Raw genomic sequence first — 25,548 nt, forward strand, 5'->3', positions numbered from 1 at the left:
CCTCGCGTATAGTCAATCGCCGCCCGATCATCCTGGGCTCGCCCAAAGGTCGCAATCTTCCTGCAGAGCCGGGGAGACATGCAACAGGCGATGGCGAAGCACCGCCGCGTCAAGCTCCAACTCGGCGATTCGAAGGGTCAAGGTCGGTGTCGCCGAAGCCGTGCCTTGCGGGACGCAACCGAACGGACGCGCCCCGACCTGCGATCACCCGACCCGGAGCTACCCCCTACTCCTTGAACCCCGCCATGTGCTCGAACATCTGGCGCTTGCGGCGGATCTCCGCCTCGGCCTCGTCCAGCAGGGCTTGGTAGCGCTCGGGGTTGCTGCGCTCCACCGCGCTGAAGCGCGACTCGCCGGCCATGAACGCCGCAAGCCCGGCGGAGGGGGCGCCGCTGTCCAACTGCAGGGCGGACTTGCCGGCGGCAAGGCGGCGCGGGTCGCGGCGGTAGAGCGACCAGTGGCCGCTGTCCACCGCCTGCTTCTGGTGCTCCAGCCCGTGCGACAGATCGAAGCCATGGGCGACGCAATGGCTGTAGGCGAGGACCAGCGACGGGCCGCGATAGGATTCCGCCTCCATCAGGGCGTTCAGCGTATGGCTGTCGCGGGCGCCGAAGGCGGTGCGGGCGACATAGACATGGTCGTAGGCCATCGCCATCAGCCCCAAATCCTTCTTGGCGGCGGACCGGCCGGCGGCTGCGAACTTGGCGGAAGCGCCGATCGGCGTCGCCTTGGACTGCTGGCCGCCGGTGTTGGAATAGACCTCCGTGTCCATCACCAGGATGTTCACGTCGCGCCCGGACGCCAGCGCATGGTCGAGCCCGCCATAGCCGATGTCGTAGGCCCAGCCGTCGCCGCCGACGATCCACACCGATTTGCGCACCAGATAATCGGCCAGCTGCTCCAGCCGGCGGGCCAGCGGATCCTTCACCCCGGCAAGCTGCCCCATCAGGGTGGCGACGCGGCCGCGCTGGGCGGCGATGCCGGCCGAATCGGATTGCTCGGCCTCCAGCAGCTCCGTCACCAGACCGGGTTCCAGCCGGGCGGACAGAAGCGCCAGCGTGTCGCGAGCCTGTTCGGCCATCTGGTCGATGGCGACGCGCATGCCCAGGCCGAACTCCGCATTGTCCTCGAACAGCGAGTTGGCCCAGGCCGGGCCGTGGCCGCTGGCGTCGGTGGTGTAGGGGGTGGTCGGCAGGTTGCCCCCGAAGATCGACGAGCAGCCGGTGGCATTCGCCATCACCATGCGGTCGCCGAACAGCTGGGTCAGCATCTTGATGTAGGGCGTCTCGCCGCAGCCGGCACAGGCGCCGGAGAACTCGAACAGCGGCTCCAGCAGTTGGGTGTGCTTGACCGTGGCCGGAACGGATTCGCGCGGGATGGCCGGCAGGCTGCGGAAGAAGTCGAAGGCCTCCTGCTGCCCGGCCAGCGCCTGGACCGGCCGCATCTCCAGCGCCTTGCGGCCGGAGCCGCCCTTCTCCTGGGCCGGGCAGACGGCGACGCAGAGCGTGCAGCCGGTACAGTCGGCCGGCGACACCTGCAGGCGATAGCGCCCGCCGGGGAACTCGCGGCCCTTGTAGGGGATGGTCTCGAAGCCGGCCGGCGCGCCGGCCAGGGCAGACTCCGGAACCACCGTGGCGCGGATCGCCGCATGCGGGCAGACCAGCACGCATTTGTTGCATTCGATGCAGAGGCCGGCGTTCCAGCCCGGCGCCTCCGCCGCGATGCCGCGGCGTTCGTATTTGGAGGTGCCTGTCGGCCAGGTGCCGTCCACCGGAAAGGCGGACACCGGCAGCCGGTCGCCATGGCCGGCGATCATCATGGCGGTGACGCGCTTGACGAAATCGGGAGCCGTTTCCGGCACCGGGGCCGGCCGGTCATGGTCGGCGGTGACGCGATCGGGCACCGGCACGGCGCGCAGATGGGCAAGCGCCTGATCGACGGCGGCGATGTTGCGCCTCACCACCTCCTCGCCGCGGCGGGAGTAGGTCTTGACGACGGCCGCCTTGATGTCGGCGATGGCGTCCTCGACCGGCATCACGCCCGATAGCGCGAAGAAACAGGTCTGCATGATGGTGTTGACGCGGCGGCCGAGCCCGACCTCGCGCGCGACCGCGCCGGCGTCGATGGCATGGAGCGACAGCCGGCGGTCGATGCAGATGCGCTGTACCTCGGCCGGCAGGGCGTCCCACACCTGTTGCGGCGTGCCGGGGGCGTTCAACAGGACCGTGGCGCCGGGGGCGGCCATCTCCACCACCTCCACCCGCTCCATCAGCGGCAGATGGTGACAGGCGACGAATTCGGCCTCACCGATCAGATAGGGCGCATGGATCGGTTCGCTGGCGAAGCGCAGGTGCGACACCGTGGTGGAGCCGGATTTCCGGCTGTCATAGACGAAATAGGCCTGGGCGTGGCCGCCGGTTCCGGATCTGGCGGCGCGGGCCTGGATGATCTTGATCGAATTCTTGTTGGCGCCCACCGTGCCGTCGGCGCCAAGCCCGAAGAAGACCGCGCGGGACACGCCCGGCTCCTCCATGCCCCAGGCCGGATCCCAGGGGATCGAATGGTGGGTGACGTCATCGGTGATGCCGATGGTGAAGCGGCGCTTCGGGCGTTCGCGCTTCAGTTCGTCGAACACCGCCTTCGCCATTGCCGGAGTGAACTCCTTCGACGACAGGCCGTAGCGGCCGGCGATCACCACAGGTTCGCCAAGCGCCGGGTTTTCCGCACGGGCCTCCGCCAGCGCCGCGACCACGTCGAGATAGAGCGGGTCGGCGACGGCGCCCGGCTCCTTGGTGCGGTCGAGAACGGCGATGCGCCGGACGGTCGGCGGCAGGGCCGAAACGAAGCCGGCGACGGCGAAGGGGCGGAACAGGCGGACGGTCAGGCAGCCGACCCGCTCCCCCTCCGCCGCGAGCCGACGGACCGCGCCGGCGCAGGTCTCGGCACCGGACCCCATGACCACCACCACGCGCTCCGCCTGCGGATGGCCGGCATAGTCGAACAGCCGATAGGCGCGGCCGGTGCGCGCGGCCAGCCGGTCCATCATCTCCTGCACGATGGCCGGGCAGGCATCGTAATAGGGGTTGGCGGCCTCGCGCGCCTGGAAGAAGACGTCCGGGTTCTGCGCCGTGCCGCGTATGACGGGATGGTCCGGGGTCAGGCCGCGGCGGCGGTGGGCATCGACGCAGGCGTCGTCGACCAGCGCGCGCAGATCCTCGTCCGACAGTATCTCGACGCAGTTGAATTCGTGCGAGGTGCGGAAGCCGTCGAAGAAATGCAGGAAGGGCACCCGCGCCCGCAAGGTGGCGGCATGGGCGACCAGAGCCATGTCGTGCGCCTCCTGCACATTGGCGGAGGCCAGCATGGCGAAGCCGGTCTGGCGGCAGGCCATCACGTCGGAATGATCGCCGAAGATCGACAGCGCATGCGTCGCCAGCGTGCGGGCCGCCACATGCATGCAGAAGGGCGTCAGTTCCCCGGCGATCTTGTACATGTTGGGGATCATCAGCAGCAGGCCCTGCGACGCGGTGAAGGTCGTCGCCAGCGCGCCGGCCTGCAAAGCGCCGTGAACGGCGCCGGCCGCACCACCCTCCGACTGCATCTCCACCACCTCGGGGACGCTTCCCCACAGGTTGGGACGACGCGCCGCCGACCATTCGTCGGCGAACTCCCCCATCGGCGAGGACGGCGTGATCGGATAGATCGCGATCACGTCGCTGGCGCGGTAGGCCACCGATGCCGCCGCCTCGTTGCCGTCCATGATGCGGACGGAAGTTGCGGCGGAACGCTGAGCGGCCTGGGTGGAGGCGGTCGGTGTCGGTGTGTTGGTCATGCCGGAAAAAGTCCTCTTGCGTGGCGGCGGCCGTCTCCTTGCTGCGCCTCCGCTGGGCAGGTCCGGCAATGGCGGAACCCGGCGGAGAACGCGGCAGGAAACGGCGGTCGGCCGGGGAAAGAGTCCGCTTCCCGATGGACCGACGCAATGACGCGTGTCATTTCGTCGCGGATTCCACTCCCGCCGCCGCACTGCGCTGCATAGCGACCTGATATATCACCTTTGCAAGATATGTGTCGCCCTGTCGCCTCACAACATGGGCCGGCGCCATTTTCGCCGAGGCCGAGAGGCGATCGGACAAAAAGGCTGACGGGCGGCCGAAGATGCTTGCCAAAATGATAAGATATTAGTATATTAGTCTTCGTACCGCTGGATGCGCCGTGGTCAGATCGCGGCACAACTTGTTGGACGTTCCTCTCGGACTTCAGAGCCGCCGGATTTCCGACGGCTCTTTTTTTTGTGCCGGATCGGGGCCGGAGGGCACACGGCAAGCCACCGGCCGTTCAGCGGCGCCCGCCGACCTCGTCCAGATGCTTCAGCATGTCGGCGGGATCCTCGTAGACGCGCAGGGCGCCGGAGCGCTCCAACTCCTCCCGGCCATAACCGCCCGACAGCAGGCCGATGCCGAGCGCACGCGCACGCTGGGCCGCGATCATGTCCCAGATGCTGTCGCCAACCACGAAAGCGCTCGCGATGTCGACGCCGATCCGGGCGGCGGCGGCCAGGAACAGGTCGGGGTCGGGCTTGGCATATTGGACCTCGCCACGGGTCACCACCGGGGCGCGGCCGGGATCGACGCCCAGCTTTTCCAGCGCCGGCCTTGCGGTTTCCATCCGTCCGCTGGTGGCGATCGCCCAGGGAATGCCCATACCGGTCAGCGCCTCCAGCAGATCCCGCGCGCCGGGCAGCGGCACGACCCCGGTGGACAGCCGCCTGTAGGCCTCCGCATGGCGGCGGCGCAGCCGGTCGAGAAGGTCCGGGTCGACGGCAAGGCCGGTTTCCCGCAGCAACATGTTGGTGAACAGCCCGCCGCTCATGCCGATCTTGCGGTGGATGCGCCACACCGACAACGCAATCCCCTCCTCGTCGAGCGCCTCCTTCCAGGCCAGCACATGCTGATACACGGTGTCGGTCAGCGTACCGTCCAGGTCGAACAGGAAGGCGTTGGTCGTGTGGGGAAAGCTGGTCATGTCCCTCTGGTCCATCGCTTGACTGGGCAAGATCGCCGATGCCGGCATGCCGGCCAGGAACAGACGTGGGAGCCGACCCCACGTTTCGCCAAATCTTTGCAGCGGATCGCGATGAGTTTCCCGCACCGATAATCCGCAAGAACTTTTAAAATACTTTTACTACGCCTGCGCGAGCACCTCCGCTTCCGCTGGTGTATTGACTCCGATACAGTCGCCGACAAAGCTTGCGGCCGGTCGGTTCAATGTGGTTTCGGGAGTGGGAGACGCGCGTGTTCGAAACGCCGCAGGGCGACGGCTGGTCTGCCGATGATGATCTGATCACCTTGCTGGATCATGTCAGCAGGCTTGTCTACGGCATCGGCTTCGCCGACGGGCTTTTCCCGGCGCAGTGGGTGGCGTTGCGCTATTTCCACGACTCGCCGGAACCGGCACGCACCCTGACGGCGCTGGCCCGGTTCCAGCGAATCCACCTCGCCCCGGTCTCGCGCACCGTCGCCACCCTGGTGGACAAGGGCCTGCTCGCCCGCCGGCCCCATCCGGGATTCAAGCGCGGCTGGCTGTTCGACCTGACCGACGAGGGCCGGGCATTGCTGGTCCGCGACCCGTTGCGCCAGTCGCTGGGTCCGCCCGTCGCCGGGCTGGCGGAGGACGAACGGGCGATGCTGGCCCGCCTGATGAAGCGGATCATCACCCACATGCAGGCCGGGCCGGAGGCGGAGGACAAGACGGGAGACAAGGCGGAAGAGCCGCCGGTCGCCTGAACCGGCGGACGCGTCGAATTTCCGCGCCCGCCGCACCTCCGCATCAGAAAGTCAGCCTTTCGATGTTCTGCAGAACCAGCTGATGTTGGTTCTGGTCCTCCAGCGTGACCGTCGTTTCGGTATCGAAGGTCAGGCCGCGGCCCGAAGGGTCGACGGTATAGGCAATGCCCTGGTCGTCGAGCTGCTCCATCCAGTTGCCACCGGCATTGGCGACGAAGGCCCCGACCTCGACCACATCGGTCCAATTGCCCGCGCCGCCATTGATCGTCAGGTCGCCGTTGAGCGGCGCGAAGATGAACAGGTCGTCGCCATCGCCGCCCGACATGCTGACCGTGGCGCTGCCGGCATAGAAGATGTCGGCGCCCGCGCTTCCGGTCATCGTCGCATCGCCCGAAACCAGTACCTCCAGCGCCATCGGGTCGCTCGACAACCCCTGGTCGTCGCTGACCGTCACCTCCAGCGTCCGGGCGCCGGTGCCGCCGGGCGTCAGGGCCATATGGCGGAGGATTTCGGTGTAGGTGGCGGTCGGTGCGGCTCCGGCCAGGGTAAGCTGGTGGGTGGCGTCGTTCCAGCTGACCTCGATCCCCGTACCGGACACGGTCTTGTGGCCGGTGGCCGGATCGGTGTCGATGGTCATTCCGGCCAGGGTCAGCGTGTCGCCGGCCTGCGAGCCGGCGGCGATGCGGATCGACATGCCGGACATGACGCTGCTGTCCACGTCGGTGATCGTCGCATCGGCGGCCACCGCCGGATGGTCGATGGCGCTGGCTGCGATGACGACGGCGGCGTGGCCGGCGGCCAGGGTCGGCTTGTCGTTCACCGGATCGACGGTCACCGTCACGGTCCTGGTCACCTCGGCGCTGTCGGTCCCGTCCTGGGCGATCGCCGTGACCGACAGGATGACCTGTCCGGTCGCGTCGGCCGGCGGGGTGTAGGTCAGGCCCGCCAGCTGTGCGGTGGTGAGGGTCCAGCTGCCGTCCGCATTGTGGGTGCCGTGATTCAGGCTGGCGCCGCTCGGCACGCCGGTGATCCGCACGCTGACCGTTTCCGACCCGTCGATGTCGGTGGAGGCGGCGGTGATCGTCAGGGCGATCGCCGTATCCTCACTGCCGTTGACCGCCGGGACCACGGTGAGATCGGGCGTATCCGCCTCCGGGGTCACCGTCACCGCCAGCGTGCCGGAGGTGGTGGCCGCCGGCGCGTCGCCGTCCTTCGACGTGGCGGTGACGGACAGGGTGAAGCTGGCGCCGCTGTCGGGCGCCGGCTTGATCGCCAGCCCGGCCAACTGGTCTGGGGTCAGCGTGATCGAACCGTTGGAATGGGTCAGCGTCTCCCCGGCGGCATTGGACAGGGTGGCTTTGGCCGGGATGCCGCTGATGGTGACGGTCAGCGTCTCCGAAGGATCTATCAACGCCGGAGTGATCGACAGCGGGATCGTCCCGTCCTCCACCCCCGTGGCGGGGAGGAGAACCAGGGTCGGCGCGTCGGAGACGGCCGTCACCGTAACCGGCAGCTGCGCCACGACGAAGGCCGGGGTGGCGCTGCCGTCGGTGGAGGTGGCGGTCACGGTCAGGGTGAAGTCGGTGTCGTCGTTCGGCGGCGGGGTGATCTTCAGACCGGCAAGCTGGCCGGGGTTGAGGGTGATGCTGCCCCCGGTGATGGTCAGAGTCTCGCCCGCGGTATTGGTCAGCCTGGCGCCATCCGGGATGCCGCTGATGGTGACGGTCAGCCTCTCCGAACTGTCGGTCAGGGCCGGGTTGATGGTCAGCGCGATTGCCGAGTCCTCGTTGCCCGAGGCTGCCGCCACGGTCAGGGTCGGGGTGTCCGAAACCGGGTTGACCGTCACGGACAGGGTCTTGCTCACCTCGACCGGAGCGGCGACGCCGTCCTTGGCGATGGCCTTGACGGTCAGGGTGAAGTCGTTGTCGTCGTTCGGAGGCGGCTTGATCTCCAGACCGGCCAATTGCTTCGGATTAAGCGTGATCTTGCCGCCGCTGATGGTCAGGGTGTCGCCGGCGGAGTTGGAGAGTTTCGCACCGCTGGGGATGCCGCTGATGGTGACGCTCAGTGTCTCCGAGCCATCGGTGTCGCCCAGCAGCGCGCTGATCGACAACGGAATGCGGGTATCCTCGTCCCCGGTCGCAGGCGCGACATCCAGGGTCGGGGTGTCGGTCACCGGCGCGACGGTCACCGGCAGCTGCGCGCTGGTGCTGACCGGCAACGCATTGTTGCGGTCGGTCGCCGTCGCCGTGACGGTCAGGGTGAAGTCGGCGTCGTCGTTCGGCGGCGGGGTGATCGCCAGACCGGCAAGCTGGTCCGGTTTCAGGGTGATGCTGCCGCCGGTGATGGTCAGGGTTTCGCCCGCGCTGTTGGCCAGCCTGGCGTCATCCGGGATGCCGCTGATGGTGATGGTCAGCGTCTCCGAGCCATCTTTGTCGGTCAGCGCCGGATCGATCGTCAGCCTGATCGCCGTGTCTTCGTTCCCGCTGGCGGCGGTGACCGCCAAGGTCGGGGTGTTGGACACCGCGTTCAGTGTGATCGGCACGGTCACCACCTTGGTCGCCGTGCTGCCGTTGGACTCGATGCTGACGGCGGTGACGGTCAGGGTGATGGCCTCATCGCTATAAGCCGGCGGGGTCAGCGACAGGCCGTTCAACTGGGCCGGCGTCAGGGTCCAGCTGCCGTCGCCGTTACGGGTGCCCGCCGACAGCAGCGCGCCGGCGGGCACGCCGGTGATGGTCACCAGCCCCAGCCGCTCCGACCCGTCGGTATCGGACAGGGCGACCGACAGGTTCAGCGGCAGAACGGTGTCTTCCGTCCCGATCAGCGCACCGGCCGTGATGATGGGCTGGTCGGCGACCGGATCGACGCTGACGCGGAACAGCTGACTGGTGGTGGCGGTGGCGCCGGTCGATTGCTCCTTCGTCGTCGCGGTCAGGGTCAGGTTGAAATCGGTGCCGCTGTTGGGGGGCGGCAGCAGTTTCAGCCCGCTCAGCTGCTCCGCGGTCAGGCCGACCGCGCCGGCGACGGGCGCCAGCCTGTTGCCGTTCGCATCGATCAGCACCGCCCCGTCCGGAATGCCGGACAGGACGATGGACATCGTCTCCGACCCGTCTGTATCGACGAGGGACGCCTTGAGGTTCAGTGCGATTTCCGTGTCTTCGCTGCCCGAGGCGTTGGCGACGATGACGGTAGGCGCGTCGGCCACCGCCGTGACGTCGACATGGATGTTGGCGGTGGTGATGGCGGTGCTCTTGTTGGAGCTTTCAAGGCTGGTGGCGGTCAGCGTCAGGTCCATGCCACCGGAATAGTTGCGCGGCGGCGTGACGGTCAGGCCGGACAGTTCCGAGGGCTTCAGCGTCCAGGATCCGTCGCCGTTGTTGGAGCCCCTGTTCAGCACCGCGCCGTCCGGCAGGCCGGACAGGATGACCGCCATCGTCTCCGACCCGTCGGTATCGACGAGGCTTGCGGACACATTCAGGGCGATGGCCGTATCCTCCGCCCCCGTCGTGTCCTCGACGATGACGCGCGGCGCGTCGGCGACGGCGGTGTAGGTGACGTCGAGGGTCTTGGACGACCAGGCCTCCGCCGCCGTGCCGTCCCTGGCTGCGGCGGCGACGGTCAACGTCACCGTGCCGGCGAAGTTGGCCGGCGGCGTCAGGGTCAGGGCGGAACGCTGCGCTGGGGTCAGGCCGGACAGATCATAGACGCCGTTGCCGAGCGACGTGCCCTCCGACAGGGTGAAGCCGGCCGGAACCGTCACCCGGAGCGCGGTGATCGCCTCGCCGCCGACCATATTGGCGACCGCAGCCGAAATCGACAGGCCGGCGGCGTGATCCTCCTGCGCCGTGACCGAACTGGCGGAAATCGACGGCGCGTCGCTGACCGGCGCCACATCGACAGTCAGGGTCTTCGTCGTCGTGGCCCGGTCGGCGTTGCTGATCTCGCGCGCGACCGCGGTGACGGACAATTGGAAGGTGCCGCTCGCGTCTTTCGGCGGGATGAATTTCAACCCGGCGAGCTGGTCGGGGGTCAGAACCCAGCGTCCGGTGGAGGCGTCCAGATATCCGGCCGACAGCGTGGCGCCGGCCGGCACCCCTTCGATGACGACGCTGGCCAGGATTTCCGAGCCGTCGGTGTCCTTCAGAGCGGCGGCGATGTTCAGCGCGATGGCCGTGTCCTCGTCGCCGGAAGCCGGTTGCACGGTCAATTCCGGGCTGTCGGCGACGGCGGTGACGATCACGTCCTGCGTCAGCCTGGTGCTGGCGTTGCCGCCCGAGGCCACATCGAGGGTGAGCGTGAAATCGGCATCGCTGTCGGAGGCCGGCTTGAGCGTCAGGCCGGCCAACTGCGCCTTGGTCAACGTGATGGAGCCGTTGACGACGATCAGCGTGTCACCGGCGGTATTGGTCAGGCTGGCACCCGTTGGAATGCCCGACAGGACGACGGCGGTTACATCCGACAGATTTGACAACCCGGCCTCGATGCCCAGGGCGACCGCGGTATCCTCGGCGGTGGTCACGGCCGCCAGCCGGCCGCTGCCGGCGTCGGGGTCCAGCGGAGGAGGCGGGGGCGGTGGAGGGGGCGGGGGCGGCGGAGGGGGCGGAGGCGGACTGGTGCCCCCGCCATTGTCCCCACCGTTCGAACCGCCCGGATCGGGCGAGCCGCCGCCGGGGCTGGTCGAGGTGGTCCAGCGCACCACGAAACTGTCGGACACGCTGGTGTTGCGGTCGCCCTCGCTTTCGATGGTGTAGGGGTTGACCGTCAGCGTGATGCTGGCCGTGTCGGCGCTGTGGACGATACCGGCGGCATTGACGTCCTTGACTGTCAGCCTCAGGCCACCGCCGCCGCCCTCTTCCTCGGAAATCGCCTTGGCGTACTCCTCCGCCGTCAGCGTCCAGGTGCCGTTGCCGTTGTCCAGGCCGTGGGACAGCACCGTGCCCTTGGGGACTCCGGAGATGGTGACCGCCAGTTTTTCAGAACCGTCCATATCCTGCAGGTGGGCGTTCAGGTTCAGCACAAAGTCGGTCGGCACGCCGCCCGTCAGCGTGTGGTCGTCGACGTGATAGGCCACGAACGACCCATCGGCGGCTTTCGACACCGGCGCATCGGCCACGGCGGTGATGGTGACGGTCGGGGTGTAGGTCTTGGTCAGGCTGTCGGCGCCGTCGACCACGGTCACCTTGACCGTGATGGTGAAGTCGCCGGCCCGGTGCTGCGGCACGATCAGCCGCAGATTGTCGAGCCTGGATGGATCGACGCTCCAGTTTCCGTCGCCATTGTCGGTCAGCGCACCCGCGTCCGTGCTGGTCAGCTTTGCCCAGGACGGCAGGCCGGAAACGACGATCGCGGAGATTCGCTCCGAATTGTCCACATCGCTGGTAAGCGCCCTGATGTGCAGGGGAATGCCGCCGACTGCATCCTCCAGCGCGCTGGCGCTGATGGAGACGCTCGGTTCATCCGCCTTGGGATCGACGGTGACGATCAGGTCGCGGGTGTCCTTCAGCACCCCGCCCGAGGTCACGCCGTTCACCGTGACGACCGGCGCGCCGTTGCTGTCGGTGGTGATGACGTCCACCTTCAGCGAAACGGTGCCGGCGAAGTCCTTCTTCGTCGTCAGGGTCAATTCGTCGCAGTATTCGACATCGACCGACCAGCGGCCGTTGCCGAGATAGACCAGACCGCTCTCGTGCCCCGCCGCCAGCGACAGCCAGGAATCGGCCGGCAGGTTGCTGATGACCAGAGACAGGCGCTCCGACCCGTCATTGTCGAACAGCTTCAAATCGCCGAGGCGCAGGTTGATCGCCGTGTCCTCGTCGCCGCAGGCGCTGAGCGGGCCGTTCGGCGTCACCACGTCGGCGACGCCCTGCACCTCGACACGGACGGTCACCGGGTCGGCATCGGCGAAGGAGCCGTTGGAGGTTTCCGTCGCCCGGGCGGTGAAGGTCAGATCGAAGGCCGTATTGCTGTTCAGCGGCGGCGTGACCTTCAGACCGGCGAGCTGCTCCGGCCTCAGGGTGATCGACCCATTGCTGACGACCAGCGTATCCCCGGCCGCGTTGCTGAGGCTGGCGCCGTCCGGGATGCCGCTGACGTGGATGGTCAGCGCCTCCGACCCGTCGCGGTCGGTCAGGGCGGCGACCACCGACAGCGGAATTGCGGTATCCTCGCGCCCAACCGCGTGGGAGGCCGACAGAACGGGCGTATCGGCGACCGCGGTAACGGTCACCACCAGCGACACAGGCTCCGAGGTGGCGGTTGTCGTCCCCTCCACCGAGGTGGCGGTGATCTTCAAGGTCACCGCGCCCGAATAGTTGGAAGGCGGCGTGAAGCTCAGGTTGCTCAGTTGCGCCGGCGTCAGCGTCCAGCTGCCGTCGGCGTTGTGAATGCCGGCGGACAGCTTGGCCCCTTCCGGGACGCCGGTGATGGTGATGCGATCGAGCGTCTCACCCGTCAGGTCGGACAACCGGGCGTCGATGACCAGCGGAATTGCGCTGTCCTCATAGCCGGATGCCGGCTGGGGCGTGACGATGGGGGCGTCGGCCACGCCAGTGACGGTGATCTTCAGGTTGGCCTTGGCCGAATCGGCGGTGGAGCCGTTCTCCCTCTCCTTGGAGGTGGCGACGACGCCCAGCGTGATGGTGCCGGAGAAGTCCTTCGGCGGGGTCAGCCGCAGATCCGCCAGCTGCTCCGGGGTCAGCGTCCAGGTGGTGCTGCCGTCCGACTGGGTGCTCACCACAGCGCCGGCACTAAGGCTCGCGCCCTCCGGCACGCCGCTGATGGTGATCTGGCTGATGGACTCAGACCCGTCGGTATCGGTGAGGGTCGGTTTGATGGAGAGAGCGACCGAGGTATCCTCGGTCGTCCGGGCCGTAGCGGCCGTCACCTTGGGAGCGTCGGCGACGGCGTCCACGATGATGGTGCCGGTCGCCGTCTGCTCGAGGCGGCTCGCGCCGGATCCGCTGCCGTCGACCGTACCGACCTTCAGCGTGTAGTTGAGGTCGGCATCGGAATCGGGGTCGGTGACGATCTTCAACCCCTGGATTCTCCAGACCCCGGGAGTGGTGCCGTCGGCCTGCAATGCCGTGGTCGGAATCGTCCAGCTGAAGCCGCCGCCATCGCGGAGTTCGACGCGGTCCAAAAGCTTGCCGTCGAGATAGAGATTGGCACCAGCCGCATCCAGCTGCGCCGGAATCGTCAGGGTGATGCTCTCCACCTTTTCCGGGCTGGCGTCATCGACGTCCTTCAGCGTGATGGTGGGGGCGAGCGGAATACCGCCCGCCGCATCCTCGTTGCCGCGCGCGTCCAGCGTGGTGATCTGGAACGGGTCGGCGACCGGGGCGACCGTGATCGTCTGCGTGGCGGTGGAGGTGCCGCCATAGCGATCCGTCACCGTGAAGGTGAAGGTTTCCGTCCCACTGAAATCTGCGTCCGGCCTGTATTCGAATTCGCCGTTGGACTTCACCACCAGCGTGCCGTGCTGCAGGCGCACGGATTCACCGTCCGCACCGGGGCCCTTGTAGGTCAGCGTGTCGTCGGTGCGGCCATTGACCGTGTCCTGGTCCGTCGCGCTCAGCCGGCCGGTGACGGTGACGTCCTCGTTGGTTCTGGTGGTGGCGCCCTCCGCGGCCGGGGCGTAATTCAACGCGGTCCGCACATCGACCGGCTGACCGTCGACATACAGCTCCAGCCTTTCGAAGTCCGCAACCTTGATGCCGAGCGCGGACAGGGTGGCAGCCTTGGTGACATCGGTGTCCCTGGTCGCGGCATCGGGTCTTGCAGCCGCCTCCTCAATCCGGTCGCGCAGGGTGCGCAGATCGGCCAGGATCGACGCATCAGACAGCTGGGCCGTGGTCAGCATGACCCGGAAGGTGTCTATACCGGTGTCGCCGTCCTGAAGTTCGGGCGTGGACGAGGTGCCGCCATCGGTGCCCACGGTGAAGATCGACAGGTCGTCGCCCGCTCCGCCCTGGATGGTGTCCACCCCGGCCCCGCCGGTGATGGTGTCGTTGCCGGCGCCACCTTCCAGTTTGTTGGCACCGCCGTCGCCGGTGATGACGTCGTTGAAATCCGAGCCGATGACGTTCTCCAGATTGCGAAGAACGTCGGTGCCGTCGCCCGTGCCGACTCCGGTCGTCAGATTGGCATTCACCGGGCCAGCGGAGGAGGCATAGGTCACCGTGTCGTTGCCGGCGCCGCCGTCGATGGTGTCGTTGCCGGGACCGCCCGCCAGCAGATCGTTGCCGGTTCCGCCGTCCAGGCTGTCGTCGCCCTCTCCGCCGATCAGGGTATCGTTGCCGGCGCCGCCGAAAATGGTGTCGTTGCCGTCACCGCCGTCCAGGCTGTCGTTGCCTTGCGGCGTACCGGTGAAGTTGATGGTCAGCGTCTTGGGCTCGCTGTCCGCGGTGCTGGTGTTCTCCGCCTCGGCCGAGGTGGCGACCACGGTCAGGGTGATCGGCCGGTTGCTGTCGCCTTCCTTGGCGGTCAGCGTCAGGCCGACCAACTGGGCCTCGGTCAGGGTCCAGGTGCCGTCGGCGTTGCGGGTGCCGGCGCTGAGGGTGGCGTCGGCCGGCACGCCGGAGATCGTCACCTTGGAGATCGTCTCCGAGCCGTCGATGTCCTTCAAGGCGGCGGCGATGGACAACGCGGTCGTGAAGGTTCCTGTGCCGTCGCCATAGATGACGTCGTCGCCCCCACCGCCCCGAATGGTGTCGTTGCCCGCACCGCCCGACAGCGTGTCGTTGCCGGAGGTTCCTGTCAGCGTATCGTTCTGGCCGGTCACCAGTTTGTAGGTGACGTTGGTGACGGAGACCGTCGGCTTGTCGGCCACCGCGACGACGGTGACAGCCAGCGTCTTCTCGACCGAAACTGGGGAAAGCCCGCGGTCAAGGGCGGTCGCAGTGACGGTCAGGGTGAAATCGTCGCCGCTGTCCTCCTTCGGCTTGATCTTCAGCCCGGCCAACTGATCCGCCGTCAGGGTGATCGAGCCGTTGGTGACCGTCAGCGTGCCGTTCTTCGTATTGGACAGCGTGGCGCCGCTGGGAATGCCGCTGATGACGATGCTCAGCGTTTCCGACCCGTCCTGATCGGTCAAGGCGGAGGTGATGTCCAGTGCGATGGCAGTGTCTTCATTGCCGCTCGCCGGATTGACCGTCAGCGTCGGTGTATCAGTTACCGGATTGACGGTAACATGGAGGTTTTCGGTCTTCGTCGCCTCTGCCGCATCGCGGTCCTTGGCGATGGCCGTCACACTCAGCGTAAAGTCCTGATCGCTGTGCTCCTTCGGCGTGATCCTCAGCCCGGCCAGCTGCTCCGGCGTCAGGGTGATGGTGCCGCCGGTGACCGTCAGCGTGCCGTCCTGCGTGTTCTCCAGCTTGGCGCCGTCCGGGATGCCGCTGATGCGGATGGTCAGCGTCTCCGACCCGTCGGTATCGGTCAGCGCCGGGCTGATCGTCAGCGGGATCGCCGTGTCCTCGTTGCCGGTGACGGCCTGCACCGTCAGCGTCGGCATGTCGGTGACCGGATCGACGGTGACGCGCAGCGTCTCGCTCTTGGTCGCCTCGACCGCGCTGCCGTCCTTGGCGATGGCGGTGACGGTCAGATCGAAATCGACGTCGCTGTTCAGCGGCGGCGTGATCCTCAGCCCGGCCAGCTGCTCCGGCGTCAGGGTGATGGTGCCGCCGGTGACCGTCAGCGTGCCGTCCTGCGTGTTCTCCAGCTTGGCGCCGTCCGGGATGCCGCTGATGCGGATGGTCAGCGTCTCCGACCCGTCGGTATCGGTCAGGGCCGGGCTGATCGTCAGCGGGATCGCCGTGTCTTCGTTGCCGGTGACGGCCTGCACCGTCAGCGTCGGCATGTCGGACACCGGATCGACGGTGACGCGCAGCGTCTCGCTCTTGGTCGCCTCGACCGCGCTGCCGTCCTTGGCGATGGCGGTGACGGTCAAATCGAAATCGACGTCGCTGTTCAGCGGCGGCGTGATCCTCAGCCCGGCCAGCTGCTCCGGCGTCAGGGTGATGGTGCCGCCGGTGACCGTCAGCGTGCCGTCCTGCGTGTTCTCCAGCTTGGCGCCGTCCGGGATGCCGCTGATGCGGATGGTCAGCGTCTCCGACCCGTCGGTATCCGTCAGCGCCGGGCTGATCGTCAGCGGGATCGCCGTGTCCTCGTTGCCGGTGACGGCCTGCACCGTCAGCGTCGGCATGTCGGACACCGGATCGACGGTGACGCGCAGCGTCTCGCTCTTGGTCGCCTCGACCGCGCTGCCGTCCTTGGCGATGGCGGTGACGGTCAAATCGAAATCGACGTCGCTGTTCAGCGGCGGCGTGATCCTCAGCCCGGCCAGCTGCTCCGGCGTCAGGGTGATGGTGCCGCCGGTGACCGTCAGCGTGCCGTCCTGCGTGTTCTCCAGCTTGGCGCCGTCCGGGATGCCGCTGATGCGGATGGTCAGCACCTCGGTGCCATCGGTATCCGTCAGCGCCGGGCTGATCGTCAGCGGGATCGCCGTGTCCTCGTTGCCGGTGACAGCCTGCACCGTCAGCGTCGGCATGTCGGACACCGGGTTCACTGTTACCTGCAGCGCCTCGGTCCGGGTCGCCTCGACCGCGTTGCCGTCCTTGGCAATCGCGGTCACGCTCAGCGTGAAGTCCACATCGCTGTTCAGCGGCGGCGTGATCTTCAACCCGGCCAGCTGCTCCGGCGTCAGGGTAATCGTGCCGCCGGTGACCGTCAGCGTGCCGTCCTGCGCGTTCTCCAGCTTGGCGCCGTCCGGGATGCCGCTGATGCGGATGGTCAGCGTCTCCGACCCGTCGGTATCGGTCAGCGCCGGGCTGATCGTCAGCGGGATCGCCGTGTCCTCATTTCCCGTCGCGGCCTGAACGGTCAGGTCGGGAGTATCCGACACGGGGTTGACAGTCACCGACAGCGTCTCGCTCACCGAAACCGGATCGGCGACGCCGTCCTTGGCAGTGGCGGTCACCGTCAGGTCGAAATCGACGTCGCTGTTCAGCGGCGGCGTGATCTTCAGCCCGGCCAGCTGCTCCGGCGTCAGGATGATCGAGCCGTTGTCGATGACCAGCGCGTCGCCGGCCGTGTTGCTGAGGCTCGCTCCGGCCGGAATGCCGCTGATGGTGATCGTCAGTGTTTCCGAGCCGTCCAGATCCGTCAGGGCCGGGTCGATGGTCAGCGGGATGCCGGTGTCCTCGTTGCCGGTGACGGCCTGCACCGTCAGCGTCGGCATGTCGGACACCGGGTTCACCGTTACCTGCAGCGCCTCAGTCCGGGTCGCCTCGACCGCGCTGCCGTCCTTGGCAATCGCGGTCACGCTCAGCGTGAAGTCCACATCGCTGTTCAGCGGCGGCGTGATCTTCAACCCGGCCAGCTGCTCCGGCGTCAGGGTAATCGTGCCGCCGGTGACCGTCAGCGTGCCGTCCTGCGTGTTCTCCAGCTTGGCGCCGTCCGGGATGCCGCTGATGCGGATGGTCAGCACCTCGGTGCCATCGGTATCCGTCAGCGCCGGGCTGATCGTCAGCGGGATCGCCGTGTCCTCATTTCCCGTCGCGGCCTGAACGGTCAGGTCGGGAGTATCCGACACGGGGTTGACAGTCACCGACAGCGTCTCGCTCACCGAAACCGGATCGGCGACGCCGTCCTTGGCAGTGGCGGTCACCGTCAGGTCGAAATCGACGTCGCTGTTCAGCGGCGGCGTGATCTTCAGCCCGGCCAGCTGCTCCGGCGTCAGGATGATCGAGCCGTTGTCGATGACCAGCGCGTCGCCGGCCGTGTTGCTGAGGCTCGCTCCGGCCGGAATGCCGCTGATGGTGATTGTCAGCGTTTCCGAGCCGTCCAGATCCGTCAGGGCCGGGTCGATGGTCAGCGGGATGCCGGTGTCCTCGTCCCCGATAGCGGCGGCGACGCTCAGCGTCGGCGTGTCGGTGACCGGATTGACCGTGATCAGCAGCGGCGCGCTGGTGCTGGCGGGATCGGCTCCGCCATCCCGAGCGGTGGCGGTGACGGTCAGGGTGAAATCGACATCGCTGTTCAGCGGCGGCGTGATCGTCAGGCCGGCGAGCTGGCCGGGCGCCAGCGTGATGGCGCCGTTGCTGATCGTCAGCGTCTCGCCGGCCGTGTTGCGCAGGCTGGCGCCGGCCGGGATGCCGCTGATGGTGATGCTCAGCGACTCCGAACCGTCGGTATCGGTCAGGGCCGGATCGATGACCAGCGGGATGCCGGTGTCCTCGTCCCCGGTGGCGGAGGTGACGCTCAGCGTCGGGGTGTCGGACACCGGATTGACGGTGACGAGCAACGGCGCGCTGGTGCTGACCGGCGTTGCGGTCCCGTCGGTGGCGGTGGCCGTGACGGTCAGGGTGAAGTCGGCATCGCTGTTGTAAGGCGGCGTGATCGTCAGGCCGGCGAGCTGCTCCGGGGTCAGCGTCACGCTGCCGTTCACCACCGCCAGCGCACCGCCGGCATTGCGCAGCACCGCCCCGTCCGGGATGCCGGACAGGGTGATGGTCAGCGTCTCCGACCCATCGGTGTCGGTCAGGGCCGGGTTGATCGTCAGCGGGATCGCCGTGTCCTCGCTGCCGCTCGCCGCCTGGACGGCCAGGGTCGGCATGTCGGAAACCGGGTTGACCGTGACCAGCAGCGGGGCGCTGGTGCTGGCTGGAGCCGCGGTGCCGTCGGTGCTGGTCGCCGTCACCGTCAGGGTGAAGTCCACGTCGCTGTTCAGCGGCGGGATGATCGCCAATCCGGTGAGCTGGCCGGGCGTCAGCGTGATGGAGCCGTTGGCGATCGTCAGCGTCTCGCCGGCCGAATTGGTCAGGACCGCGCCGGGCGGGATGCCGCTGATGGTGACGCTCAGCGTCTCCGAGCCGTCGGTGTCGGTCAGGGCCGGATCGATCGTGAGCGGAATCGCCGTGTCTTCCGCCCCGGTGGTGGCGGCGACGCTCAGCGTCGGGGTGTCGGACACCGGATTGACGGTGACCGGCAGGGTCGCGGTGACGCTGTTGGGGGCGGCGGTGCCGTCGGTGCTGGTCGCCGTGACGGTCAGGGTGAAGCTGTCCCCGCTGTTCGGCGGCGGCGTCAGGGTCAGACCGGGAACCTGCGATGAGGTCAGCAGGATGGTGCCGTTCACCACCGTCAGGATGGTGCCCGCGGCGTCGCGCAGGATCGCCCCATCCGGGATGCCGGACAGGGTGATGGTCAGCACCTCCGTCCCGCCGGTGTCGGTCAGGGCGGCATCGATGTTCAAGGCGATGGCCGTGTCTTCGTCGCCGGACACGCCGTTCACCGACAGGTTCGGCGTGTCGGAAACCGGGGCCGGCGGCGGGGTCGGGGCAGTCCCCCCACCGGCGGTCGCCGGCGCGGCCTGGACGGCTACTGGCGCCACGATGTCGGGGAGGACCGCGGTGGCGATCACCGGGTCGGGCGCCTCCGCCACCGGGGTGTCGGACAAGTCGGCGGACAGTTCGGTGAATGTCGTGGTGGTGCGCGCGTTGGACAGCAGATCAACCCGCTCAGCCGGCGCGGCGGCCGTTCCGCGGCGCTCCTCCGTCAACAGGCCCGATCCGTCGGGGCCGGAGGGGCCGGAGCCCAGCGTGCCCGGCGTACGCAGCACGTCGCCGGCCAGCAGTTCGGCCACTTGCGCCTGGTCGGTCGCCACCGCCACCGATTCGCCGGCCACCTCGCCGGTCTGCACGATGCCGCCGATCATGAGTTCTTCGGCGCCGCGATAGTCGGTCTGGACATAGCCGAGCGTGTCGTCCGGCCGCTGAAGCTGTACGGAGCTCGCCTCGTGGATCAAGCCGCCCAACCGCGTCGAGTCGACCTGCTGCAGGAGGGTCAGATCGTCCAGGATCTGACGGTCGTCCACCGACGGGGTGTTGCCCTCAACCGCTTCCTCAGCCATCGGACCGCTCCATAAGTCGGGTGCAAAATCGCGCCACGCTACACGTCACGACGCTAGGTTCTAGCGCCCCCACTTGCTTGTGATAAGAAATTTCCTGTGATGATTTTCAACAGCTTGGCTGGCATCCCACCCGCCGCCGCCCCGCGGCCATAGGTGCCCGAAGGACGGAAAAGCATTTTGGAATAAACATTTAACACCCCTTTCGCGCAGTTTCGAAAGGGGTGCGCGAAGGAAGCTTTGCCACTCGGTTGCCTTTTGTTGCTATTCGTGGATTTACCTATCACTAGCAATTATGCTGTTGATTGGCTGCTAGGTTAACCCTGTGCCCAGGTTGGTCGTTTTGCAGCCCGCATCCCCCTCTGCCACCCGCATCGAACCGTCCGCCGCCCACGCATCGGCGAAGACCGCATCGGCGAAAGCCGCCGCCGCCCACGACCGGGCGGCGGAAAAGGCCGCGCGTCGTCTGCTGTCGGGCATGTTGGGTCCGCGCCGTGACCGGGCCATGCTGGTGCTGGCTTCCTTCGCGCTGAACGTCTTCGGGCTGGCGCTGCCGGTGACGCTGCTGCACGTCTACGACCGCATCCTGCCCAACGAGTCCTACGGCACCATGCTGCTGCTCGGCATCGGCTGCGGGGTGGCGGTGGTGATGGAGGCGATCCTGCGGGTGGCGCGCTCGGCGCTGACCACCTGGATGGGCGCCCGGATCGAACACCGGTCGAGCGCGTCGCTGATCGACCGCCTGATGCACATGCCGCTGAACGCCTTTTCCCAGCAAGGGATCGGCACTCATTTCGAGGTCTACCGCGCCATCAAGATGGTGCGCGAGTTCTACTCGGGCCAAGCGCTGCAATCGGCCATCGACATCCCCTTCGCCGTGCTCTACCTGGGGCTGATCGCGCTGCTGGCCGGCTGGCTGGTGCTGATCCCGCTGGGCGTGCTGGCGCTGTTCCTGGTGGTCGGCGCCGTCCTGGGCCGCCGGATGCGCCGGGCGCTGGAGAACCGCCATGTGCTGGAGGAGCGCCGCCTGAACTTCATCAGCGAGGTGCTGAGCGGCGTCCACACGGTCAAGGGGCTGGGGGCGGAGGCCGGCCTGCTGCGCCGCCACGAGCGCCTTCAGCAGGGCTGCAGCGAGGAGGACTTCAACGTCGCCCGGCTGAGCGGCTCCGCCTCCGTCGTCGCAACCACCCTGTCGCAGGCGACGATGATGCTGGTGGTCATCCTGGGCAGCGTTTCGGTCATCGACGGGATGATGACGACCGGCGTGCTCACCGCCTGCTCGATGCTGGCCGGGCGCTGCGTCCAGCCGGTGCAGTCGCTGTTCGACCGCTGGGTGCGCTATCAGTCGGTGACGCTGTCGCTGCGCCGCATCGGCCATGTCCTGCTGGAGGTCGGGTCCGACGGGGGCACGCTGCGGGCTGGGGATCAGACTGGGAATGGGGCCGCGGACGCGGTGGAGGAGCCGCTCCTCCCCGGCACGATCGAGATGGACAAGGTCCGCTTCGCCTATGAGCGCGGACCGGAGATCCTGACCGACCTGTCGCTGAGCGTCGGGCCGGGCGAGTTCCTGGGCATCGTCGCGACCAATTCGACGGGCAAGACGACCCTGCTGCGCCTGATCCTGGGCGTGCTGCGGCCGAACTCCGGCGAGGTGCGGGTGGGCGTGCGCAGCCGGACCGACACCGACGCCATGATCGGCATCGGCGGCGTCGTCTATGTCGGCGAGCATCCGGAGCTGTTCAAAGGCACCATCCTGCAGAACCTGACCCTGTTCGACCCCGGGCGGGCCGATCTGGCGATGGAGGTCTGCCGCCGCCTCGGGCTCGACCGCCGCATCGCCAGCCTGCCGCAGGGCTACGAAACCATCGTCGGCGACGCCTCGCAGGAGGCGCTGCCGCGCGGCGCCCGCCAGATGATCTGCCTCGCCCGCGCGCTGGTCCGCGAGCCGGCGGTGCTGCTGCTGGACGAGCCGAACTCCTCCCTCGACACCGAATCCGACCGGCAGTTCCGCCGCGCGCTGGAGGAGCTGCGGGGCAGCGTCACCATCCTGCTGGTGACCAGCCGCCCGTCACTGCTGACGCTGGCCGACCGGGTGGTGCAGATCGTCGAAGGCCATGCGGTCAGCCGCGGCCCGGCCGGCGGTGAAGCCGCAGGCGCCCAGCCCGCCCTCCCCGCCCCCAACGCCGGCACGCCGCCGGCCGGCGGGACCGCCGTGCCGGATGCCGAACCCATCCGCGCCGCCCACGACGATGGCGACATCCTGCGCCGCCGCCTGTCGGAGGCGTCGGCGGTGGGCGCCTGCATGGTGCCGCTGCTGGATGCGCTCGGCTGGCGCGGCGCCCCGCAGACCCTGGCGGAAGCCCTGCCGCACTTCTCCGAGGTGCAGACGGTGGAGGAGATGTGCGACGTCCTCCAGCGCCTTCATTTCGAGGGGCGCAGCCTGCGCATCGACCTCGCGCGGCCTGATCCGTCGCTGATGCCCTGCCTGTTCCGCAGCCGCGATGGCGGCGTCTACACCCTGCTGTCCGCCGATGCCGACGGCGTCGTCGCCTTCAGCGGCCAGTCGCGCGACACGATGACGCTGAATTTCGGCAAGGGAACCGCCTATGCCTTCAACCCTCTGGAGACCACGACCGGCGCCGGGACTCAGAACTGGGTCGGCACGGTCATCCATGGCTACATGCCGCTCCTATGGGCCGTTCTGGGGCTGAGCGCCGTCATCAACCTGCTGTCGGTCGCCGCCCCGCTGTTCACCATGGCGATCTACGACAAGGTGATCGGCACGGGATCCTTCGACACGCTCGCCACCATCGCCGTGGGCGCGGCGCTGGTGATCGGCGGCGATTTCGCCCTGCGCCAGATTCGCGGCCGGGCGCTGGCCCATGCCGGATCGCGCATCGCCCGGACCATCAGCAACGCCACCATCGACCGCATCCTGATGCTGCCGGTGGGCATGAGCGAGCGTGCCGCCATCGGCACGCAGATCGCGCGGGTGAAGGATCTGGAATCGATCCGCGATTTCATCAGCCAGGGACAGGTTGCTGCCCTGTTCGACGTGCCCTTCGCCCTGTTCTACCTGGGCGTCCTGGCGGTTCTGGGCGGCCCGCTGGCGCTGGTTCCGCTGGGCGCCGTGCTGATCATCGCCGCCATCGGCGCCGCCGTCCATCCGCTGGTGCGCGCCCGCACCGGAACCACCGCCCGCGCCGACACCGAGCGGCAGGAATTCTTCGTGGAGATGGTCGCCAAGATGCCGGCGCTGCGTGCCATCGGCGGCCTCGCCCATTGGCGCGACCGCTACGATCGCCTCTCCGCCCGCACCGCCCGGTCGGGCCACACCGCCGCCAACCTGTCGGCCACCCATGCGGCGCTGGCCGGCCTGGTGGTGCCGATCGCCGGTCTCGCCACCGTCGGCGTCGGCGCGCTCCAGGTCTTCACCGGCACGATGACGCCGGGCGCGCTGATGGCGTCGATGATGCTGCTGTGGCGGGTGATGGTGCCGCTGCAGACCGCCGTCTCCATGCTGCCGCGCATCGAGCAGCTGCGCGCGAACGCCCGCCAGATCAACGGCCTGATGAGCATCCGGCCCGAGCGCGAGCCTCGTTGCGCCACCCTGCCGCCGCGCAAGCTGAAGGGCGAGGTGTCCTTCTCCCGCGTTTCGCTGCGCTATCGGAACGATGCCGATCCGGCCCTGGTCGGCGTGTCCTTCACGGTCAAGCCGGGGCAGATCGTCGCCATCGTCGGCTCGGACGGCGCCGGCAAGTCGTCGCTGCTGAAGGTGATGCTGGGGCTCTACGCGCCGCAGGCCGGCAACGTGCGCATCGACGGGATCGACATCCGCCAGATGGACCCGATCGACCTGCGCAAGTCGGTCGGCTATGTCCCGCAGGCCAGCACCCTGTTCTACGGCACCATCGCCCAGAACCTGCGCTTCGCCGACCAGACCGCCGACGATTCCGAACTGCGCTGGGCGCTGTCGCTTGCGGGCGCCCTGGACGAGGTGGAGGCGCTGCCGCGCGGCCTGGACACCCGCATCGGCGACAACCAGTCGCTGCGCCTGTCCCCCAGCCTGACGCAGAAGATCTGCCTTGCCCGTGCCTATATCCGCCGACCGCGCATCCTGCTGCTCGACGAGCCGGCCAGCCGGTTGGATTTCGAGGGCGACAAGGCCCTGCTTGCAGCGCTGTCCGCGTTGCGCGGACACAGCACCATCTTCCTCGTCACCCACCGGCCGAGCCACCTGACGCTGGCCGACACGGTGCTGACCATGGATGCCGGCATGATCGCCCCGGCCGGCCCGGCCGGCGGGCTGCCCGGCCCGCGGCCCGCCGCTCCCGGAGCGGGGCCCGCAACCGGACCGATGGGCGGTCCGGCCGGCGGCGGCAACAGCGTCGCCAACACCATCGCCGGGGCGCTGCTGGGCGGGATCGGGTTGCCTCGCCCGCCCGGCGGCGTCGCCACGCGCCAGCACTGATCCGCCTTTCCCCATTCCTCTCCGATCGCGTGTGAACAGCAACATGGCCGCTTCAGACCTCGCCCGCCCCACCGGCAAATCGCTCAGCGCCGACGATGCGACGCTGTCGCTGGTCCGCGCCACCATCGTCGTGCTGGTCCTGCTGATGGGGGCCCTGCTCGCCTGGGCCACGATGATGCCGGTCAAGGAGGCCGTCGTCACCGCCGGGCAGGTGGTGCCGTCCGGCAACGCCCAGGTGGTCCAGCATCTGGAAGGCGGCATCGTGTCCACCATCCTGGTCAAGGAGACCGATCTGGTGGAGGCCGGCCAGCCCCTGATCGTCTTCGACCCCAAGCAGGTCCAGGCGGAGCGGGAGCAGATGAACGCCCGCCTGCTGACGCTGGAACTGCGGGCGGAGCGGCTGCGCGCCTTCGCCGCCGGGCGGGAGCCGGAATTCCTGCGCGTCGCCGGCGCCGACACGCCGCAGGCGGAGGCGCAGATCGCCGACCAGCGCCTGATCTACGACACCCAGAGCCAGGCCCGCGACACCGCCATCGCCGTGCTGCGCGCCCAGGTCTCCCAGCGGGAGGCGGAACTGGCGCTGTATGAGGGCCAGCTCGCCAGCATCAAGGACCAGATCACCTTCATCACCGGATCGGTCGACATCCGCAACAAGCTGGAATTGATGGGGCTGTCGTCCAAGCTGCAATCGCTGGAAACCCAGCGCGAACAGTCCCGCCTAATGGGCGAGCAGCGGCGGATCGAGGGACAGATCATCGCCACCCATCAGGCGATCACCGAGGCCGGCAACCGCATCCTCGACCAGACGGCCAAGCTGGCGCAGGACGCGGTCAACGAGATGGGCACCGTCACCGCCGAGATCGCCCAGCTGCGCGAGGCCCGCGCAAAGCTGGACGACCGTTCCCAGCGGCTGACCGTGCTGGCGCCGGTGCGCGGGCTGGTGCAGGATCTGCGCATCAACACCGTCGGCGCCGTGGTGCCGGAGGGCGGCGTGCTGATGCAGATCGTCCCGATCGACCATGAGATGACGGTCGAGGCCCATGTCACCCCGCGCGACGTCGGCCACCTTCATGTCGGGCAGGAGGCGACGGTCAAGGTGCTGACCTACGACTTCGCCCGCTACGGCGCCATCACCGGCACGCTGCAGCGCATCTCCGCCTCCACCTTCCTGGACGAGCAGCACCGCCCCTACTACAAGGCGGTCATCGCGCTCAGCCGCAACCATGTCGGCCGCGACGATGCCCAGCACCCGATTCTGCCCGGCATGACGACCCAGGTGGAAATGACCACCGGCGAGCGGTCGCTGCTGGAATACCTGCTGAAGCCCATCTACTTCGCCCTGTCCGACAGCTTCAACGAGCGGTGAGGATCGCCCTTCGCCGGCCCTGCCC

The 25,548-nt window shown here is 68.2% G+C and carries 6 protein-coding genes; 3 read left to right on the forward strand and 3 right to left on the reverse strand.

What is annotated here, in order from left to right:
- Positions 1 to 226: 226 nt before the first annotated feature.
- Both nifJ and DM194_RS17505 read right to left on the reverse strand, forming a co-directional pair.
- The gene (gene nifJ, locus DM194_RS17500) at positions 227 to 3,760 is read right to left on the reverse strand and encodes a pyruvate:ferredoxin (flavodoxin) oxidoreductase (RefSeq protein WP_111069208.1); all 3,534 of its coding nucleotides are present in this window, start codon (positions 3,758 to 3,760) and stop codon (positions 227 to 229) included.
- A 575-nt stretch (positions 3,761 to 4,335) separates the two neighbouring features.
- A complete protein-coding gene (locus DM194_RS17505; RefSeq protein ID WP_111068861.1) occupies positions 4,336 to 5,022 on the reverse strand; it encodes an HAD family hydrolase in 687 nt (228 codons plus the stop codon).
- 269 nt (positions 5,023 to 5,291) lie between these two features.
- Here DM194_RS17505 and DM194_RS17510 point away from each other — a divergent pair, with 269 nt between their 5' ends.
- Complete coding sequence (locus DM194_RS17510; RefSeq protein ID WP_111068862.1) at positions 5,292 to 5,783, forward strand: MarR family winged helix-turn-helix transcriptional regulator; 492 nt, start codon at positions 5,292 to 5,294, stop codon at positions 5,781 to 5,783.
- A gap of 43 nt (positions 5,784 to 5,826) precedes the next feature.
- On the opposite strand, the gene DM194_RS28985 is transcribed toward DM194_RS17510, so the two are convergent.
- Complete coding sequence (locus DM194_RS28985) at positions 5,827 to 19,689, reverse strand: tandem-95 repeat protein (protein ID WP_111068863.1); 13,863 nt, start codon at positions 19,687 to 19,689, stop codon at positions 5,827 to 5,829.
- A gap of 340 nt (positions 19,690 to 20,029) precedes the next feature.
- Here DM194_RS28985 and DM194_RS17520 point away from each other — a divergent pair, with 340 nt between their 5' ends.
- Positions 20,030 to 24,157 (forward strand): peptidase domain-containing ABC transporter, encoded by a 4,128-nt coding sequence (locus tag DM194_RS17520; protein WP_246024436.1) that lies wholly within the window; start codon positions 20,030 to 20,032, stop codon positions 24,155 to 24,157.
- Between the two features lie 43 nt (positions 24,158 to 24,200).
- Positions 24,201 to 25,523 carry an HlyD family type I secretion periplasmic adaptor subunit gene (locus tag DM194_RS17525; RefSeq protein ID WP_111068865.1) on the forward strand — a complete coding sequence of 441 codons (1,323 nt, stop codon included), beginning with the start codon at positions 24,201 to 24,203 and terminating at the stop codon, positions 25,521 to 25,523.
- Positions 25,524 to 25,548: the final 25 nt, after the last annotated feature.

It is taken from the genome of Azospirillum ramasamyi (genome assembly GCF_003233655.1).
GTDB lineage: Bacteria > Pseudomonadota > Alphaproteobacteria > Azospirillales > Azospirillaceae > Azospirillum > Azospirillum ramasamyi.

Coding starts and splice junctions, on each gene's coding strand:
- DM194_RS28985 (WP_111068863.1), bottom strand. CDS start 19,689: ATGGCTGAGGAAGCGGTTGAGGGCAACACCCCGTCGGTGGACGACCGT.
- DM194_RS17505 (WP_111068861.1), bottom strand. CDS start 5,022: ATGACCAGCTTTCCCCACACGACCAACGCCTTCCTGTTCGACCTGGAC.
- nifJ (WP_111069208.1), bottom strand. CDS start 3,760: ATGGACGGCAACGAGGCGGCGGCATCGGTGGCCTACCGCGCCAGCGAC.
- DM194_RS17525 (WP_111068865.1), top strand. CDS start 24,201: ATGGCCGCTTCAGACCTCGCCCGCCCCACCGGCAAATCGCTCAGCGCC.